The organism is Paenibacillus sp. FSL R10-2734, from assembly GCF_037963865.1.
GTDB lineage: Bacteria > Bacillota > Bacilli > Paenibacillales > Paenibacillaceae > Paenibacillus_AQ.
Map to the genome: position 1 here is coordinate 4900801 of NZ_CP150170.1, position 17195 is coordinate 4917995.

Sequence of the window (17195 nt, forward strand, 5' to 3'; positions counted from 1 at the left end):
TTACTCTGCATCCTGCATTCCTTCCTTTGCCTGATCTGGTCCTTCAGTTTTTTTGAATATTTTAGGAGAAAGATTCTGTTCATGTCCTGTTGAGATCTTCTTTCCTTCTGAAATGCCTCCGTGCTTAGTAGAAGCTTGCTCCGTATTCAAAGCCCACAAAGGGAGCCTTAAGAATGCATCCTTTTGACCGTGTGAGGATAGGGGCACAATTGGGGACAGATAGGGAACTCCAAACGAACGAAGACTATTCATATGCGCAACCAGTACGATTAAACCTAACGTGATCCCGTAAAAGCCAAACATACCTGCCAGCACCAAAAAAAGAAACCGAATAATTCTACCTGATATCGCCATGTTATAAGCAGGTACAGCAAAGCTCGCAATCCCTGTCAGCGCTACTACAATAACCATAACCGGCGTGATGATCCCTGCTTCTACTACTGCCTGCCCCAAAATAAGAGCACCTACAACGGATACAGTCTGTCCTACTGCACGCGGCATTCTTACTCCAGCTTCTCTAATAATCTCAAACGCTCCCTCCATCAGGAGTGCCTCCACAAAAGCAGGAAAAGGTACATTTTCACGTTGTGCTAATAGATTGATCAACAGGGTTGTAGGAATCATCTCATAATGGTAGGTGGTTAATGCTATATAAACAGAGGGTCCCAGAATTAGTACAATAAAACTAATATATCGAACAAGACGCATGAGAATTGCAATGTCGAACCTTTGAGCATAATCCGAGGGAGATTGAAAAAACAGCGTAAATACCGCAGGCAAAATCAATACAAAAGGGGTGCCATCTATGATGATCACAACCCTACCCTCTAATAAGTTCGTCGCTGCAACGTCAGGCCGTTCACTATTATTAATGGTTGGAAAAGGTGTAAAGGTTTTATCCTGAATTAGCTCTTCAATATAACCGGATTCCATAATGGCATCGACATTAATTTGACTTAGCCGCTTTCTCACCTCTTCAACCAGCTTCTCATCTGCATTGTCTTTAATGTACATAAAGGCCACATGTGTGTGAGTTACCTTTCCGATCTTCAAATGCTCCAATCTTAGCTTAGAGGACTTAATTCTTCTCCGAATCAAGGAGATGTTCGTAGCCACAGATTCAACAAAACTATCCTTTGGACCTCGCACAACTAGCTGGGTGGTTGGCTCGGTGACAGAGCGAACTTCTCCTCCCTCCGTCTCACACAAAATCGCAGTGTCATATCCTTCAATCACAATTACCGTGTTGCCAGACAGGATTGCCAGCATAACCTCTTTCCAATCCTGTTGCAGCTGTGCTTCACCTAATTCCAAAGCGCGATTAAATATATAATCCTTGAGATCTTCAGTTGCGGAGATATTTTCTTGGAGCATATCATCTGTAATTCCGAGCAACGAGCCGATAACGAATTCATTGACCGTTTCCGTGTTGACAAGACCATTGAGATGAATTGCAGCTGCTTGAACAGGCTGCTTGCTTCCAATCTTCACCTGACGAATTTTGAGATCCGGACTATGCCCCAGCTCAATATCTATTTGTTCAAGTGTTTGGTCTAAATCAGCAGTAAGTCTTGGGAGTCGAGCACCTTCATGATCTGAGGCTGCTTGTTGCCCTTTCGTGGATTTGTTTCTTCTATATATCCCGTTTTTGTTCAACAAGGTCCCCCCCTTTCAAGCTTGAGGGTATTATTCTCGGTTAGCCCTTCCATTATTCGCCTACTTAAAGTCGTAAGGATGTTGGATCACAAAAAAGGGGCTGTCCCATAAGCCATGAAATGGCTGGGACGCCCCTTGTTTTTGGCGTTAGATAGACGGTTGCTCTCTGTGAGGACGCTCCGCGAACGGACCGTTGTTTAAGCGGGAAATGTACTAAAATATTTATACAAACGCAAAAAAAGAAACCCCTCTTTTGGTAAAATGGAGTTACCACACAGGAAGCTACCACAAAGAAAAGAGCAGAATGCGGAAAGAGAGTGAAAAAGGTTACGCCTTGGCTGTACGCCGGATGACGGAACCGGAAAGTGTGTTTGGCCACTGAAGAACTACCGGGGCTTCCCGGGATTTCTGCTTCGAGGAATGGAAAAAGTGACCCTCGAAGTCAGGTGGCTTTCCTTTGCCCATAATCTGCTAAAGCAAGCAGCCAACGACCAAAAACGCAGAGCAGCGATTCTCCAGTATCGGGAGAATCGCTGCTCTGCTCACTTTTTGTGATTTCAAGAATGTAGAAAACTGTCTCCGGTCATAGAAAATCTACTTATGGGACAGCCCCCTTTTTTTGTATTAATCCTAAATGGCTACACTTCCTGTGAATACAACCTCAGCAGGACCCGTCATATACACATGGTTATCAGCTTCATTCCATTCAATGTAGAGATCGCCGCCCTTTAGGCTAATCCAGGCCGCTCTGTCTGTCAGACCGTTTAGCACAGAAGACACTAGGGTTGCGCAAGCTCCAGTCCCACAAGCAAGTGTTGGTCCAGCCCCACGTTCCCATACCCGCATATCTACTCTGCCTCGATTCAGAACCGTCGCGAACTCGACGTTTACCTTTCTCGGAAACAATGGATGTACCTCTAGCTTAGGTCCCCATGTCGCAAGATCAAAGGATACCGCATCCTCTACATATATAACGCAATGAGGATTCCCCATAGATACTGCAGTAAACTTAAATTCGGTACCGTCCGATTCAATCGGCTCTGAGAGCACTGGTTCTGCATCAATAACTACCGGAATTTGAAGGCCAGATAATACAGGCTCGCCCATATCAACCGTTACAGTTTCCACTGCACCGTCTTTCACATTCAAGGTAACCTTTTGTTCACCGGCACCGATCGTTTCAATAACAATTTGCTCTGAGTTCACGAGGCCATGATCGTATACATATTTGGATACACAGCGAATGGCATTTCCGCACTGCTCCGCTTCCGAACCATCAGAGTTCATAATGCGCATCATAAAATCGCCCCGCTCAGATGGAAGGATGTATACAAGTCCGTCAGCACCAATTCCAAAGAACCGATTGCATAGGGTTACAGCAAGTTCTGCTGCATTGCTTGGTAGCTCTTGCTCGCCGAAAACTACGATGAAGTCATTGCCGAGTCCGTGCATTTTTGTGAATTCCATTTAAAGTCCACTCCTAAAGGTAAAGGTTATGTTAGCATTCGCTTAAGCTTAATATTCTGTGTAATGTAGCCCTTTTCAAGCGTACGAGCTGTTAACTGCAACAAGTATACCTTTAGGAATGTAGCATTACTATTAACTTTATGCCGAAATTTTTGTACTTTTTATCATCGAATTACTGCCTCGACGATTACGATTACGTTTACCACCCCAAACACTTCCAGCACCCATCAAGAAGGTCGGTATCCCCGCAGTTACAAATACTAGACACCACTCGCGGAAATTAAGCGGCACCGTTTTGAAGACGGGCTGGAAGAATGGGATATACATAACAGCCAGCATCAGAAGCACGGATGACAAAACGGCAAGAACTAAGTATTTATTCTGGAACGGATTACGATGGAACACCGAACGAGAGCTGCGGCAATCGAAGACGTGTATCAACTGAGCCATTACGAGTGTCGCAAAAGCGACGGACTGTGCCCGAATCAGCTGCGCTGGATTCTCTGGTGCCACACGTAAAGTTAGCCAAAATGCACCTAACGTACATATACCGATTAAAAATCCACGGCTAATGATTTTCCAGCCTAATCGGCGGGCAAAAATATTTTCCTTGGCACCACGTGGTTTATGCTCCATCAAATCCTTCTCGGGCTGGTCAACGCCAAGCGCCATCGCAGGTAATCCGTCTGTCACCAGATTGACCCATAAGATTTGGATAGGCACTAACGGCAGAGGCAGACCGAGCATCATAGCGAAGAACATGGTCAAGATCTCCCCTACATTCGATGCGAGCAGGTAACGAATAAATTTACGAATATTCTCATAAATGTTTCTGCCCTCTTCAATGGCAGCAACAATGGTTGAGAAGTTGTCGTCTCCCAGCACCAGTGAAGATGCTTCCTTAGTTACATCTGTACCGGTGATCCCCATAGCTATCCCTATATCCGCTGCTTTAATGGCTGGAGCGTCATTGACTCCATCTCCGGTCATAGCCACCACATGACCATGGCGCTGCAAAGACTTCACGATACGAAGCTTATGCTCTGGAGATACGCGGGCAAATACAAATACATTATCAGATACTTTATCCAGCTCATCATCATCCATCCGAGTCAGTTGAGCCCCTGTTAGTACTGTGCCACCACGTTGCAGAATTCCTAATTGGTGAGCAATGGCCTCTGCAGTCGTTCCGTGGTCACCGGTAATCATTACAGTCTTAATCCCTGCACGGCGTGTGATGCTAATGGCATCACGGACTTCACGCCGCGGTGGATCAATCATTCCAGCCAATCCGACAAAGACGAGTTGGCACTCCGCATCCTTTTCACTACCCACATTTTCACTTGGACGCAAATCACGATAAGCCATCCCTAGTACACGAAGTGCGCCCGAAGCCATTTGCTCATTGGCATCGAGTACTTTCTGCCGCAAGGTTGGCGTAAACGGCACAACACCGCCCTCCCAGAGCATATATGAACAGCGATTAAGCAGCACATCAGGCGCTCCTTTAGTACATACCATCCGTCCGCCGGGATGACCAACGATAACTGACATTAACTTCCGTTCAGAATCGAATGGGAATTCCTTCTCTCGGGAGTAGGTTACAGCAAGAGTCTGAGCGGTCAAACCCATCTTCCCTGAAAGTGCCACTAGCGCTCCTTCAGTTGGATCTCCCTTGAGTTCCCAGACAGATGAGCTGTCAGATGATTTATCAACTACAATATCCTTATCTTTTCCTTTTCGCTTTCCTCGTACTTCGGATGGAAAGGTCTCGATAATCTCCGCATTACTGCATAAAGCACCAACCTGCAGCATCCGCCGTAAACTTTGATCATTCTTCAGATCTACAGATTTACCTTTCTCCAGAACCTGTCCGTTCGGAGCGTAGCCATCACCAGTTACTTCAAGCCCACGTCCACCCGTCCATAATCGGGTCACCGTCATTTTGTTCTGAGTCAATGTTCCCGTCTTGTCAGAACAAATTACTGATGCGCAGCCCAAGGTTTCCACCGAAGGCAATTTACGAACGATAGCCTTACGCTTAATCATTCTCTGTACGCCCAGCGCAAGTGCGATGGTTACAATCGCTGGCAGTCCTTCGGGAATTGCAGCGACCGCCAAGCTTACCCCAGCTAAGAACATAGCTGTGGCAGGCTGTCCATGTAAAATACCGGCCAATACAACCACAATAGTTAAACCTAGTGATACATAGATTAAAATTTTCCCTAACTGTTCGAGCCGATGCTGAAGCGGGGTTTCCTGAGATTCCGTATTCTGAATCAGATCCGCAATCTTACCCATCTCAGTGTTCATACCCGTACGAATGACGACAGCTCTACCAGTCCCCCTGGTTACCATTGTACCCATGAACCCGAGGTTCTTTTGATCGCCAAGCGGAATCTCCTCCGCATGGATCACATCCGAATGCTTCGAGACAGGCAGCGATTCCCCTGTAAGCGCGGATTCCTCCACATATAGAGAACTGCAATCCAGCCATCTTACATCCGCGGGAATTCGGTCACCACTCTCCAGCAAGACAATATCACCAGGTACTAACATCTTTGCTGGAATTACCTCACTATCCCCCCCACGCATAACTTTGGCAGAAGGTGCGGACAGCTGTTTTAAAGCTCTTAGCGAACGTTCGGCGCGAAATTCCTGAACAAACCCAAGAACTCCATTTAGGACGATAATCGCGATGATCGTGATCGCATCCAAATATTCGCCAAGCAAACCGGATACGAGCGTCGCACCCATGAGCACAAGCACCATGAAATCCTTAAACTGGTTCAACAGCAAGGTGAACGGGGATACGGTCTTTCCTTCGGACAGCTCGTTATACCCATTTTGCTTCCGTCGCTCCGCGGCATCCTCTCCACTGAGGCCCGTCCTCGGATGGACATTGAACATTTTCTGCAGCTCTTCTGCACCGAGACGGTGCCAACTGTTTTGTTCCATGATTTTTCTTTCCCTCCCGGTCGTTTCTTGACTTCCGGCGGCGCACAGCTTTTCCACCTGTTCATGACCAAGTGTATTCAAGGTCGTCCAATAATATCACCGCCAAACCAATTCCCCTTTTGCGCGAATGTCCTAAAGTATGGCATCATAGAGAGGTAAGCATTTAAGCGAGAAATATTAAGAAATTCATTTCACGGCGACAGGAGAGCTTTATCATGGCATTAGACGGCATTGTTACCCGAGCTATCGTGCACGAATTGCAATCATTCATAGGTGCGCGCATTGGCAAAATATATCAACCGAACAACCACGATCTTATCTTCAATCTGCGGGGCGCCGGTGGTGGCGGCAAGCTATTGCTCTCTGCTAATCCGACATATCCGCGTCTTCATCTTACAGAAAGAAGCAGCATAAACCCTTCAGAAGCCCCTATGTTCTGCATGCTTATGCGCAAGCACTGTGAAGGTGGAACGATCGAGAGTATCACCCAGGTAGGCATGGAACGAATTATTCACATAACTGTTAAGACTAGAGATGAGCTTGGAGACGTCTCGGCCAAAAGGATCATCATAGAGCTCATGGGTCGTCATAGTAACATCATCCTTACAGAGCTGAGCACTGGAACAATCATAGACGGCATTCATCATGTTACTCCATCGATCAGTAGCTACCGGATCGTAATGCCCGGCGTCGCCTACACAGAACCCCCTCAGCAGCATAAGCTGAACCCTCTGGATATCGGCAAAGAACAATTTCTCAATTTGATCTCGGCCGCAGAAGAAGCTGCACTGATAGAGGTTGTTGAGGAAGAAGCTGAACCAGAAGAAATCATTGAAGGTGAGCTTGCTAACCTGATCACAAAAGAAGAAGTAGAGCCGAAGCCTGACGGTTCAGGCGGTCCTTCCCCTTCAGCTGATCCCGTAGGCTGGATGGTACATGCTTTCAGCGGAATGAGCCCACTTGTTGCTGGTGAGATTGCTCTTCGTCTCAGAAATGCTCTAGCAGACGATACACTGGGATCTACTGCAGAGTTTTCAACAAAGTTATGGGATGCTTTCCAATCTGTAATGGGACCTGTACGCAATTGCGAATTCTCTTCTGTTGCAGGTGCGAATGCGAAAGGGAAGATGATTTTTTCTGCGATTCCATTAACTCTATTGGGTGAAAATGCGAAGCAATATAACTCAATCAGTGAATGTATGGAGGACTATTACGGAGATAAGGCCGAACGAGATACGGTAAAGCAACGGGTAAGTGATTTGATCCGTTTCCTTAGCAACGAACGTAGCAAAAACGTTAAGAAGCTTGCCAATCTACAGAAGGATCTAGACGAAGCGCAAGACGCAGATCGCTACCGCATTTGGGGTGAGTTGCTATTCGCGTCGTTACATGCCGTTTCCAAAGGAGATAAAGAAGCCTCGTTAGTTAATTATTATGATGAAAATCAGGCTGAAATGGTCATTCCTCTCGACCCATTATTAAGCCCTTCGGATAACGCACAACGTTATTTTAAAAAGTACAACAAATATAAGAACAGCCTGCTTGTCATTAATGAGCAGTTGATTAAGACCCATGAGGAAATCTCCTACATGGAAAGTTTGCTTCAGCAGCTTGCTCATGCCTCACTGAATGACATTGAGGAAATCCGCGATGAACTTGTAAGTCAAGGTTATCTACGCGACCGAAGCAAAAAAGGCAAGAAGAAGAAAAAAGCAATCAGACCCACATTGCAGGTCTTCACCTCGTCTGAAGGCATCGACATTTATGTCGGCAAAAACAATTTACAGAACGAATATGTCACCAATCGACTGGCCTCCCCCAATGATACATGGCTGCATACCAAGGATATCCCTGGTTCTCACGTGGTCATCCGAAGTGAGGAGTTTGGAGATGCAACGCTTGAAGAAGCCGCTCAACTCGCCGCTTATTTCAGCCAAGCCAAACAGTCCAGCAGTGTCCCTGTGGATTGTACATTGATCCGCTATGTACGTAAACCTAGCGGCTCCAAGCCGGGTTTTGTGATCTATGATCATCAGAAGACTTTGTTTGTAACACCGGATGAGGATCGCATTAAGAGTCTCCCAAATACGTTGAAAAGCTAAATAACACAAAGAACCGGTTGTCGTCCTGATATGGATGACAACCGGTTTTCTCATCTCGGCAAGAATTTGATTTGATTTGAACAGCATGTCAACAAGCTACTTCAACTGATCCAGTACATTAGCAGAAACCGTAACACTTCCGATATCTCCATGGAATATAACGCCTTGGCGGGCACCATGAAAATCTGAGCCCCCAGTTATAATCAAGCTATATTCTTCAGCCATGGTTAGGTAACGCTCTGAATCAGCGGGTTCATGATCCGAGTGATAGACCTCAATCCCTTTAAAAGCACCCCGCTCTAATATTCCTCGTACCAACTGATCATCACCGTACAGACCTGGATGGGCTAACACAGGAGAACCACCTGCCTCGGAGATCCAATCACAGGCTTCCTCGGGCGTAATTCGTGGAGGTGACACATAAGCTGCCGCACCTTCGGCTAAATACTTGTTGAAGGCATCTCTCATATCAGTAGCCGCTCCAAGACGAACCAGCTCATCAGCAATATGCGGTCTGCCAATGCTTTCGTCAGGCTTCAGCTCCCGTCCTATCCCTGCAATAACCTTGTCCAAGGTAATGGATATCCCAAGGCTTCGCAGCTTAGAGATTATCGCTTCATTCCTAAGTGCCCGGGTATCTCTTAGCCCTTCCAAGCGGGAGAGAAATCGTTCATTCTCAGGATCAACATAGTAGCCAAGCACGTGAATGTCTTTACCACCGGCACGAGTGCTGATTTCTACACCTGGTACAACAGCGATTCCGTACTTCTCTCCTGCTTCGCAGGCTTCCTTCACGCCGGCCACAGTATCATGGTCCGTAATGGCAACAGCGATTAGTCCCTTCTCCTTTGCCAGCCGTACATTTTCCTCCGGTGGTTGCATACCGTCAGATGCTTGTGTATGGGTATGGAGGTCGCATCGTCCGTCACCAACACGCTCCGTTCCGTCTTCCTTCATTTCATCTAGTCTTGTTTCAGTCTCCATTTCTATCACCTCTATTGCTAGTTTCTAAGTTTTCGTCCTTTAGTCATCAATCTTCAGTTATCATTTGAATGCTCGCGCAAAAAAGTCAGGAATGTCACTGCAGAAATCGGCAGCAATGTCGATTTTAAATGAATAGCGTAGAACTGCCTTTTAAATGAGGCATCCGAAATATTCACAATTTTCAGAAGTCCAAGCGCCACCTCATGTTTAACAGAAGAGGTCGAAATGATCGTAATTCCAAGACCCGCCTCCACTGCCGACTTCACAGCACCCGTACTACCCAGCTCCATCACTATTTTCATAATTCCAGGATCAAGCCCCTTCGAAAACAGCTGCTCTTCCATGACACGCCGCGTTCCTGAGCCCTGCTCACGCAGTACGAAAGGATGCTGAAGCACATCCTCCAAAGTTACCACTTGCTGCTCTGCAAGCGGATGATCATGAGGTACGATCAACTTCAGCTCATCGCCCATCACCGGCTCGATCACCATATCAGGATGTGTCACTGGCGCTTCAATTAAACCAAAGTTAAGCTGATGCTTAAGGATTTCCTCCATAATTTGTGAGGTATTCATGACTTTCATCATGATTGAAATGTTCGGATATTGCTTCCCAAAAGGGCCTAACAGCCGTGGCAGCACGTACTCCCCAATGGTAAGACTAGCCCCAAGCTGCAGACGACCCTCCAGCATATGCGTAAACGCCGACATCGCTTGATCCGTCTCACGCATCAATTGAATACTGCGCAGCGCGTATGGCATTAAGGTATGACCTGCTTCGGAGAGCATTATTTTTTTGGTAGAACGATTGAAGAGCTTGGTTCCAAAATAATCCTCTAACGCCTGTACTTGCATGGTCACTGCCGGTTGAGTCATATGTAGTGTCTGCGCCGCCGCCGAAAAGCTTCCCCGCTCTAAGACAGTATAAAATATATGTAACTGATGAAAGTTCATGCTCTGCAACTCCTTGTGCTATCTGTAGAAGAAATTTAAGGATTATGTATGGTATTCAACTTTTACTTCCTATATTTTCAAAAAGGACATGCAGCCACCGCCGCATGCCTTCTGTCCGTTCGTTATAAACTATTTGCGTTTGCGCTTCTTCTTCGTTAGCTTAGTGCGGCGGGAAATACGCAGCATCGAAAAGTAAGTCTTCAAATCTCTTAACTGTGGTGTCTCAGAGATCCTTCCAAGAAACGAAACGATGATCATAGCATATAATGGCTGACCTGAAATATCTTTCTCACCTGTCAATTCCGTGAACTCAGCGATTACTACAGCGTCATCGTCAATTAAATATGCGTTAAAATCACTGTCTGAAAAGGGCTTGAGCCGATTCTGCATTAGGCACTGCCACATCCATGCGGCGACCTCTTCGTCATTGTTTACACCTTTATTGATCCGGTCCAAATAACGACTCTTCGCATGATTTGTTATAACGATATCGGCGACCCTGTAGTCGTTCAGCATGATGTGGAAGGGCTCGTAAGTGCTGGGCCAATCCGTCCCTTTGTTGCGCATCATCATCACACTCCACCATAAGGGTCTTTGTATGCACTTAATGTTGTCATCTTACCTCATTGCAGAAAGTTGTACAAGTTCCAGGGAGCGAGAGAAACGGCGTTTACTCGAGATCTGCGCATAAAAAAACAGGCGCTGCTTAAGCACCTGTTCATCTCCTAGAATTACATACCGTAATTACGGGACTTGTCCGGTCCATTACTGGTATACTCTGTCTTAATTTCGTTACGATAGGATCTTTCTATCTTACGAACGTAGGAGAGTCTGCGGACATTCTTCATAACTTCCTCGGCACGTTCCGCATTTACATACATCACTGCATAATGCATTTTCCGAGAAACATAGTGTAGTGTTCCGTATTTCTCAAGGTTACGTGCCGCCTTAACGTCACTTACCCAAATGATGTATCCTGTTCGTTCCGCAAACATAAGCTAAACCGCCTTTCTCTCTCTAAGTCCCTATGGGAAGCTTATCCGCAGGAGCATTTTCCCCCGCTGCCGCATCCACCTTTAGGGGAAGGATCATTACTTGGTACTTTAATGCTATCCGATACTGAAAAAGCAATCGCTTCCGACATGGAATGCAGAATGTCATCGAGAGTCTTCTCTGCCTGCTTGAACTGCACGACCTCTTCAAACTTCTCCAATTCCGCTTCCACAGCCGCAACCTCATCCTTCGCTGAATGATAGTTCGGATGAAAATGTCCGAATCGCTGTGTTTCTTCAAACAACTCCTTCTTAGTCTGAAGTCGTTTGACCATGGCCTGAATTTCTGGGTTCGAATCAACCCGTCCTTTCCAGTATAAGTAATCCGACACCTCGGCGGATTGATTAATCATATCGCCTAATTCATAGGCGTATGTCAGCACTTCAGCCATATCGACCGTATTTAATTCCGCTACGCTCATGAACTCAGCTCTTTTCTTCGTTAAAGTTCTACCGATTCAGTAGACTTTTCTATCATAACATAATCACTCGCTTCAGCAGAAGAGGAATTTCTTCGCCATTTGGGAATAACTAACTGCATTTCCTTCCAGTCTTCAGGAGTCAGCTCTATTTCTTCAACCATTCCACCATCGTCACACAGCAGATGCCCTGCTACTTTCCAGGGATTCCCTTTAATTCGGTAGGGGATGAAATCTAACATTTGATCCTTTAAGGAAAAGCGCACCTTGATTCCCCATTTCAGTCCTTGCTCCATTACTTTCTGCGCTGTTGAGCTATGATAATGACGCCACTCCTTGCTCCAGATCTGTGGCACATTTTCAACACCTAACAAGATATCCTCCTCCTCCTCAGGAGAAATGACAGGTAGTTTTAGGAAGGGATTCCCGCTGCGAAGCAGTCTTAACTTTGAATTCAGTACTGGGATTGAATACATATCTTGCTGGGTCTCTGCAACTTGTTGAAATGAAGTCCAATTAGCGTCCGCGTCCTCCTCACATCCTCCAATCATCCTAGAAGGGGCTAACCCCGCTAATAACAATTCCTTACGTATCTGCTCCATAGACTCCGGAGATACAAGGAAATGCAGCGGTCCGATACGCTTAAGGCTGTCCTGCAGACGCGGATGGGCTGCGATAGCCGCTCCATCCTCTTCCGTCTGGCAAGTCAACAGAATCACTTCTGAGAGTGATGTACGACCAATGCTTTTTCCCCATTGCTCTAAAGACAGCTCCACCACAGATGGCAGACCGCCCAGTGCATGATCACCAATCCAGGCAATCGCTTTCTCTGGAGGCATCCCTCGCTCTGATGCATGCACTAGCATCTCTCGGGTTAACCGGAAGCTCCACATCGTATCCGTTTGTAGTAATTCAGCACAACCGGCTAAAGTCCAGCGCACAGTGTAGGGAACATCCGGTGGAATCAAGACCTCAAAATCGGGCTGCACAATAAAAAGCGCATTCGAATTCACAGCCACTGATTCAGGAAGTGACTCGCCACCCGATAACAAACTCGGTTTTGCAGCAGTCCAGCGAAAACACTGGATACCCTCAGGCGTTTTCCCCAATTCGCACCACCCAAAGCCTGTTAGCATACGAAGCCAGTGCATGCTTGATTGTTCCAGCTCATTTCTGGCAACCATTCCGGTTAGATTCATGTCTGCCATCCAGTCCAGAAGCTCAGGCAACGCCGTCCATTTCTCCGGTACAAAATCAGCGCTGGATATCAAATAGCGAAAATGCTGATCGGCAGGTTCAATGGTCCCAAAACGATTCATGACAATTCCATACAGAATGTCAGTCATCCTTGTCTCGGGAAGCTGCAACCAACGTTCCAGCATATCCTTATCGAGCTTATAACCTGTATTCAGTTTGTTGATCAGCCCAAGATACAGCATGATATCTACTGCAAGAACCACTGACAGAGTATTCATTTCATCCGAAGGAGATTCCATAGCGAGTCCTAGCAAATGCTCCTCCCGATAAGAAAGCTGTGCAGCTAAGCGATTCAAATTCTTTTTATGGATGATTCCTTTGGCAGTCAAAGGAAGTCCTTCGCGAGCGGTAAACAGCAAGGCCCGAAACAGATCTACTGCCAGTCCAGCACCCGCCTCCATAGTTAGATTCACTGAATAGCCCTCACTGAACTTCGGTTGGTATGGGAAAAATTCTTGTTCTAGAGCTGGCAGTTGTTCAACTGGAATCTGGTACAGCTTCTCCCCCAATATTTTATGCCTCGCAGTTAGCAGCCCTGCGCGCCGCAGTTCATTCATTGCAAGCTTTTGCTCTGCCCGACAGAGCGTCGTAGGGCGCAAACGCTCTTCCTTCCCTTCTTCAAAGGGCAGGGCCGCGTAAGCAGCACATAATCGCTTTAACACCTCTAACGCTTCCAACGATAGCTGGTTCAATGGATTGTTCGCTCCTCTCCACACGGCATCTTTTTAACGACATATTCATAACCCTGCTCTGTCAAAAACATCCGGCGGCGCATAGCGAAGTCCTGCTCCCGGCTATCTTCGGATACCAAAGTATAGAAGTGGGCTTTGTTCTCACCCGCTTTTGGACGCAGAATTCGGCCTAAACGCTGAGCTTCCTCCTGACGTGATCCAAAAGCTCCAGAAACCTCAATAGCAATCGAGGCATCTGGCAGATTCACAGCAAAGTTCGCCACCTTAGACACAACCAGCACCTGTATTATTCCCTCGTTAAAAGCTGCGTACAGCTCATCTCTTTCACGTTGCTTCGTTTTCCCGGTAATAAGAGGGGCTCCGATTACTTCCGCCAATTGAATTAATTGGTCGAGATACTGTCCAATAACCAGAACTGATGATCCTTGATGGGCTTTTAGAAGCTCGTTTACAACCTCAGCTTTGGCAGGATTGCATGAGGCCATACGAAATTTCTCTTTTGCTTCCGCATACAAGTACTTATGTCTTAGTTCAGAACTCATCGATACGATCATCTCGACACATTCCACCGCTGCGATCCAACCCTGCTGCTCCAGCTCCTTCCAAGGCATATCGTAACGCTTAGGCCCGATCAAAGAGAACACGTCCCCTTCCTTCCCGTCTTCCCTAACGAGAGTTGCAGTGAGACCTAATCTTCTAGTAGCCTGAATATCTGCTGTAGCCCGAAATACTGGAGCTGGAAGCAAATGGACCTCATCATAAATAATCAAACCCCAGTTACGTTCATTGAACAGCTTCATATGGAGAAAAGGACCGCCTTTGGATTGACGATGCGTTAATATTTGATAGGTAGCTATAGTAACAGGCCGCACTTCTCTTTTTTCACCGGAATATTCACCAATACACCCATCATCCAAATCAGTTCGCTCAAGCAGCTCATCCACCCATTGCCTTACTGAGGTTGTGTTTGAAGTTAAGATCAATGTTTCACATTGTAGACTTTCAAGCACAGCTAAGCCCACTACCGTCTTACCCGCTCCACAAGGCAACACAACTACCCCGCTGCCTCCGTGCCCATCTGTCCCTTGAAATAATTGAACAGCCTCCTGCTGGTATTCACGCAATCCAAATGCTCCAGCCTCCGCTCCATCCTTTGAGTTATTACAAGTTTCCTTCCAAGCCAAGCTTAGAGCTTGTCCCACATGATATCCAGCATAATCCAGTACAGGATAGCCTAATCTCATCATCTCTTGTTTTAAAAGCCCTCTGTACTCCGCACGGCACGAACTTTCTAGTGAATTTATTCTCTGTAAACCTAATTCCTTTAGACCTGACTCATTACTTAATTCATCCAGAAGCTCCGACGTGTCAGCCCTAAGTGTAACGACCTCATTCAGAGTCTCCTGACCGTGAAGTGTCAGTTTTCCATATCTGGACAAAAGAGTTTCGATCTCTTCTTCTAGTCCAGCGGGAACCCCCCAGCGCGCGAGTTGATGCAGACTTGAGATAATCTCCTCAGCTGAATGATTAAGCGACGCAGCATTCCAAAGTGATAAAGGTGTGATCCGATAAGTGTGGTAGGCTGGAGGGCTCTTTACGAGCTCTGCAAAGACCCCTAGCTCTTTCCTAGCCGTCTCAAAGCCGGGATGAGCGCATTCCAGAAGAATTGTCCGGTCCCTGCGCACGATGCAAGCTCCTGCTTCATTCATAGCATTCCCTCCCTAATCGTTAATTTCGTTCAAGCTTGCACTATGTAATTCTGCTATATTTGAACAGGAAAAAGCCCATCCCCGCATAACGGTCATGAGCTTCCCTATCTAACTATTTAATGTAAATGCTGCTGCGAGATATCATGAAGCGCTTCGCCAGCCTCATCCGCAAAAATGTTGCGCACCGCTAAATCACCGATGGACACTACACCAATCAGCTTCTGACCACTAGTCACTGCCAACCTGCGAATTTGCCAGCTCGACATCAGCTCTGCAGCCTCATCTACAGATGTATTCTCTGAGACGGTCTGAATATCTCTACTCATTACCTTTTCCACAGCAGTTGATCCAGGGTGCTTAGCCGCATACCCTCTAATCACTAGATCACGATCAGTAATTACGCCGAGCAATGTCTTATCGTCTTCATTATCAATGACAGGTATAAATCCAGTGTCGTGATCTCTCATTTTAACAGCAACTTCATACACATTATCCTGTAGTGTGACTGTTACAGGCTCCTTCGTCATAACCTCGTTCACTGTCTTCAAGAATGAACCCTCCTAATCATGATCTCCATGTTATGGAATAGGTTCTCCTCTATGAAACGAAATTATACGATTGTCTTATCTTGCAAACTGGAATTCGCCATAGCAATCAATAATTTCATTCCATGCAGCATAGCATCCTCGTCGAAATCAAATTTGCTATGATGATGCGGGTAAACTGCATCTTTTTCTGGATTCCCAGCTCCTACGAACATAAAGCAGCCAGGAATCTCTTTTACATAATAGGAGAAATCTTCAGCTGGCATCAGCTTTTCCATCCGAATCACTTGAACAGCTCCTCCTAGGGCCACTGGCGCCACCTCGGAAAAACGCTGATATTCACCCTCGTGATTCACAAGTGGCGGATATCCCATTACATAGTCTATTTTAGCCTCTGCGCCGTATGCGCCAGCTATTGAAATTGTCATTTCTTCGATCCTGCTGCGGATCAAATAACGGGTCTCCTCATCGAACGCTCGCACAGTTCCTGTAATTCGGCAATGCTCAGCAATGACGTTCTGGGCGAATCCCCCCTGAATGGTCCCTACACTGAGAACAGCGGGCTCCAGCGGGTTCACAGAGCGGCTTACGATGCTCTGGAGCTGAGTCACAAGCGCCGCCCCGGCCACAATGCTATCAATCGTACGGTTCGGCATGCCGCCGTGTCCGCCCTTACCGATGATATCAATGAAAAATTCGTCCGCAGATGCCATTAGTGGTCCTGGCGCACTGCCCACGGTTCCCATTGGAAGCGGCGTCCACAAATGCAGACCATACACCGCATCCGCTCCTTCCAGCATGCCTTCGGCAATCATTCCCTGTGCACCACCAGGGCATACTTCCTCTGCAGGCTGAAAAAGAAAACGCAGCTCCCCTTCTATCTCATCAAGGCGGCTGCTATAGTAAGACGCTACCCCCAGCAGTATTGAAGTGTGTCCATCATGCCCACAGGCATGCATAACCCCTTCATTTTGCGAAACGTAGTCATTCTTATTCTCCTCTTTAATAGGTAGTGCATCCATATCCGCGCGAAGTATTACCGTTTTCCCCGGCCGTTGTCCTCGCAATATACCCATTACACCATATCCAGACGTGCTTCTTCTAACTTCAATACCGAATTCTACTAATTTTTCTGCTATAAATGCTGATGTTTCCTTTTCATGAAAAGACAACTCCGGATGACGGTGTAAATGGCGTCTCCATTCCACGATCTCCGGCATGAGCGAATCAACCGCTAAGCTCATCATACGTTCTCCATCCCCTTCTTCATAAACCCGCAACAATATCATGCGACAGCAGTCCTGTTCACTTTGCTCCAAGCCGCAAACGGCTATAATTCTTTTATTGTAGCAGAAACGCAAAAAACTGGGTATCGTTAGGCACTGCCTACTCTTGCGCAAC

Annotated in this window: 13 protein-coding genes; 1 reads left to right on the forward strand and 12 read right to left on the reverse strand. The window is 46.7% G+C overall.

The window, feature by feature from the left end:
• The 3 genes from NSS67_RS21435 to NSS67_RS21445 form a co-directional block, all read right to left on the reverse strand.
• Positions 1 to 1656, reverse strand: a complete 1656-nt coding sequence (locus tag NSS67_RS21435; RefSeq protein ID WP_339315619.1) for a spore germination protein — start codon at positions 1654 to 1656, stop codon at positions 1 to 3.
• 630 nt (positions 1657 to 2286) lie between these two features.
• Positions 2287 to 3123, reverse strand: a complete 837-nt coding sequence (gene dapF / locus NSS67_RS21440; RefSeq protein WP_339315620.1) for a diaminopimelate epimerase — start codon at positions 3121 to 3123, stop codon at positions 2287 to 2289.
• A gap of 138 nt (positions 3124 to 3261) precedes the next feature.
• Positions 3262 to 6081 (reverse strand): calcium-translocating P-type ATPase, SERCA-type, encoded by a 2820-nt coding sequence (locus NSS67_RS21445; RefSeq protein ID WP_339315622.1) that lies wholly within the window; start codon positions 6079 to 6081, stop codon positions 3262 to 3264.
• Between the two features lie 215 nt (positions 6082 to 6296).
• Between NSS67_RS21445 and NSS67_RS21450 the strand changes: the two genes are divergently transcribed.
• Positions 6297 to 8183 carry an NFACT RNA binding domain-containing protein gene (locus NSS67_RS21450; protein ID WP_339315623.1) on the forward strand — a complete coding sequence of 629 codons (1887 nt, stop codon included), beginning with the start codon at positions 6297 to 6299 and terminating at the stop codon, positions 8181 to 8183.
• A 96-nt stretch (positions 8184 to 8279) separates the two neighbouring features.
• Here the strand turns inward: NSS67_RS21450 and NSS67_RS21455 are convergent, their stop codons facing one another.
• The 9 genes from NSS67_RS21455 to NSS67_RS21495 form a co-directional block, all read right to left on the reverse strand.
• Complete coding sequence (locus NSS67_RS21455) at positions 8280 to 9167, reverse strand: PHP domain-containing protein (RefSeq protein WP_339315625.1); 888 nt, start codon at positions 9165 to 9167, stop codon at positions 8280 to 8282.
• Positions 9168 to 9220: 53 nt separating this feature from the next.
• Positions 9221 to 10120 (reverse strand): selenium metabolism-associated LysR family transcriptional regulator, encoded by a 900-nt coding sequence (locus tag NSS67_RS21460; RefSeq protein ID WP_339315627.1) that lies wholly within the window; start codon positions 10118 to 10120, stop codon positions 9221 to 9223.
• Between the two features lie 129 nt (positions 10121 to 10249).
• A complete protein-coding gene (locus NSS67_RS21465; protein WP_339320659.1) occupies positions 10250 to 10687 on the reverse strand; it encodes a hypothetical protein in 438 nt (145 codons plus the stop codon).
• Between the two features lie 164 nt (positions 10688 to 10851).
• Positions 10852 to 11115, reverse strand: a complete 264-nt coding sequence (locus NSS67_RS21470) for a YlbG family protein (protein WP_042126853.1) — start codon at positions 11113 to 11115, stop codon at positions 10852 to 10854.
• A 41-nt stretch (positions 11116 to 11156) separates the two neighbouring features.
• Positions 11157 to 11594 carry a YlbF family regulator gene (locus NSS67_RS21475; protein ID WP_339315628.1) on the reverse strand — a complete coding sequence of 146 codons (438 nt, stop codon included), beginning with the start codon at positions 11592 to 11594 and terminating at the stop codon, positions 11157 to 11159.
• Positions 11595 to 11614: 20 nt separating this feature from the next.
• Entirely contained in the window at positions 11615 to 13540 is a 1926-nt protein-coding gene (locus tag NSS67_RS21480; RefSeq protein WP_339315629.1) for a helicase-associated domain-containing protein, read from the reverse strand.
• Positions 13537 to 15249 (reverse strand): DNA repair helicase XPB, encoded by a 1713-nt coding sequence (locus NSS67_RS21485; RefSeq protein ID WP_339315630.1) that lies wholly within the window; start codon positions 15247 to 15249, stop codon positions 13537 to 13539. The genes NSS67_RS21480 and NSS67_RS21485 overlap by 4 nt, the downstream gene beginning before the upstream one ends.
• 116 nt (positions 15250 to 15365) lie before the next feature.
• Positions 15366 to 15797, reverse strand: a complete 432-nt coding sequence (locus NSS67_RS21490) for a CBS domain-containing protein (RefSeq protein WP_339315631.1) — start codon at positions 15795 to 15797, stop codon at positions 15366 to 15368.
• Positions 15798 to 15859: 62 nt separating this feature from the next.
• Positions 15860 to 17038 (reverse strand): M20 family metallopeptidase, encoded by a 1179-nt coding sequence (locus NSS67_RS21495; protein ID WP_339320660.1) that lies wholly within the window; start codon positions 17036 to 17038, stop codon positions 15860 to 15862.
• Positions 17039 to 17195 lie beyond the last annotated feature (157 nt).

Bases quoted from the DNA above. Each gene is read 5' to 3' on its own strand.
- NSS67_RS21455 (WP_339315625.1), bottom strand. From the start codon at position 9,167: ATGGAGACTGAAACAAGACTAGATGAAATGAAGGAAGACGGAACGGAG.
- NSS67_RS21470 (WP_042126853.1), bottom strand. From the start codon at position 11,115: ATGTTTGCGGAACGAACAGGATACATCATTTGGGTAAGTGACGTTAAG.
- NSS67_RS21475 (WP_339315628.1), bottom strand. From the start codon at position 11,594: ATGAGCGTAGCGGAATTAAATACGGTCGATATGGCTGAAGTGCTGACA.
- NSS67_RS21495 (WP_339320660.1), bottom strand. From the start codon at position 17,038: ATGAGCTTAGCGGTTGATTCGCTCATGCCGGAGATCGTGGAATGGAGA.
- NSS67_RS21465 (WP_339320659.1), bottom strand. From the start codon at position 10,687: ATGCGCAACAAAGGGACGGATTGGCCCAGCACTTACGAGCCCTTCCAC.
- NSS67_RS21485 (WP_339315630.1), bottom strand. From the start codon at position 15,249: ATGAATGAAGCAGGAGCTTGCATCGTGCGCAGGGACCGGACAATTCTT.
- NSS67_RS21460 (WP_339315627.1), bottom strand. From the start codon at position 10,120: ATGAACTTTCATCAGTTACATATATTTTATACTGTCTTAGAGCGGGGA.
- dapF (WP_339315620.1), bottom strand. From the start codon at position 3,123: ATGGAATTCACAAAAATGCACGGACTCGGCAATGACTTCATCGTAGTT.
- NSS67_RS21450 (WP_339315623.1), top strand. From the start codon at position 6,297: ATGGCATTAGACGGCATTGTTACCCGAGCTATCGTGCACGAATTGCAA.
- NSS67_RS21445 (WP_339315622.1), bottom strand. From the start codon at position 6,081: ATGGAACAAAACAGTTGGCACCGTCTCGGTGCAGAAGAGCTGCAGAAA.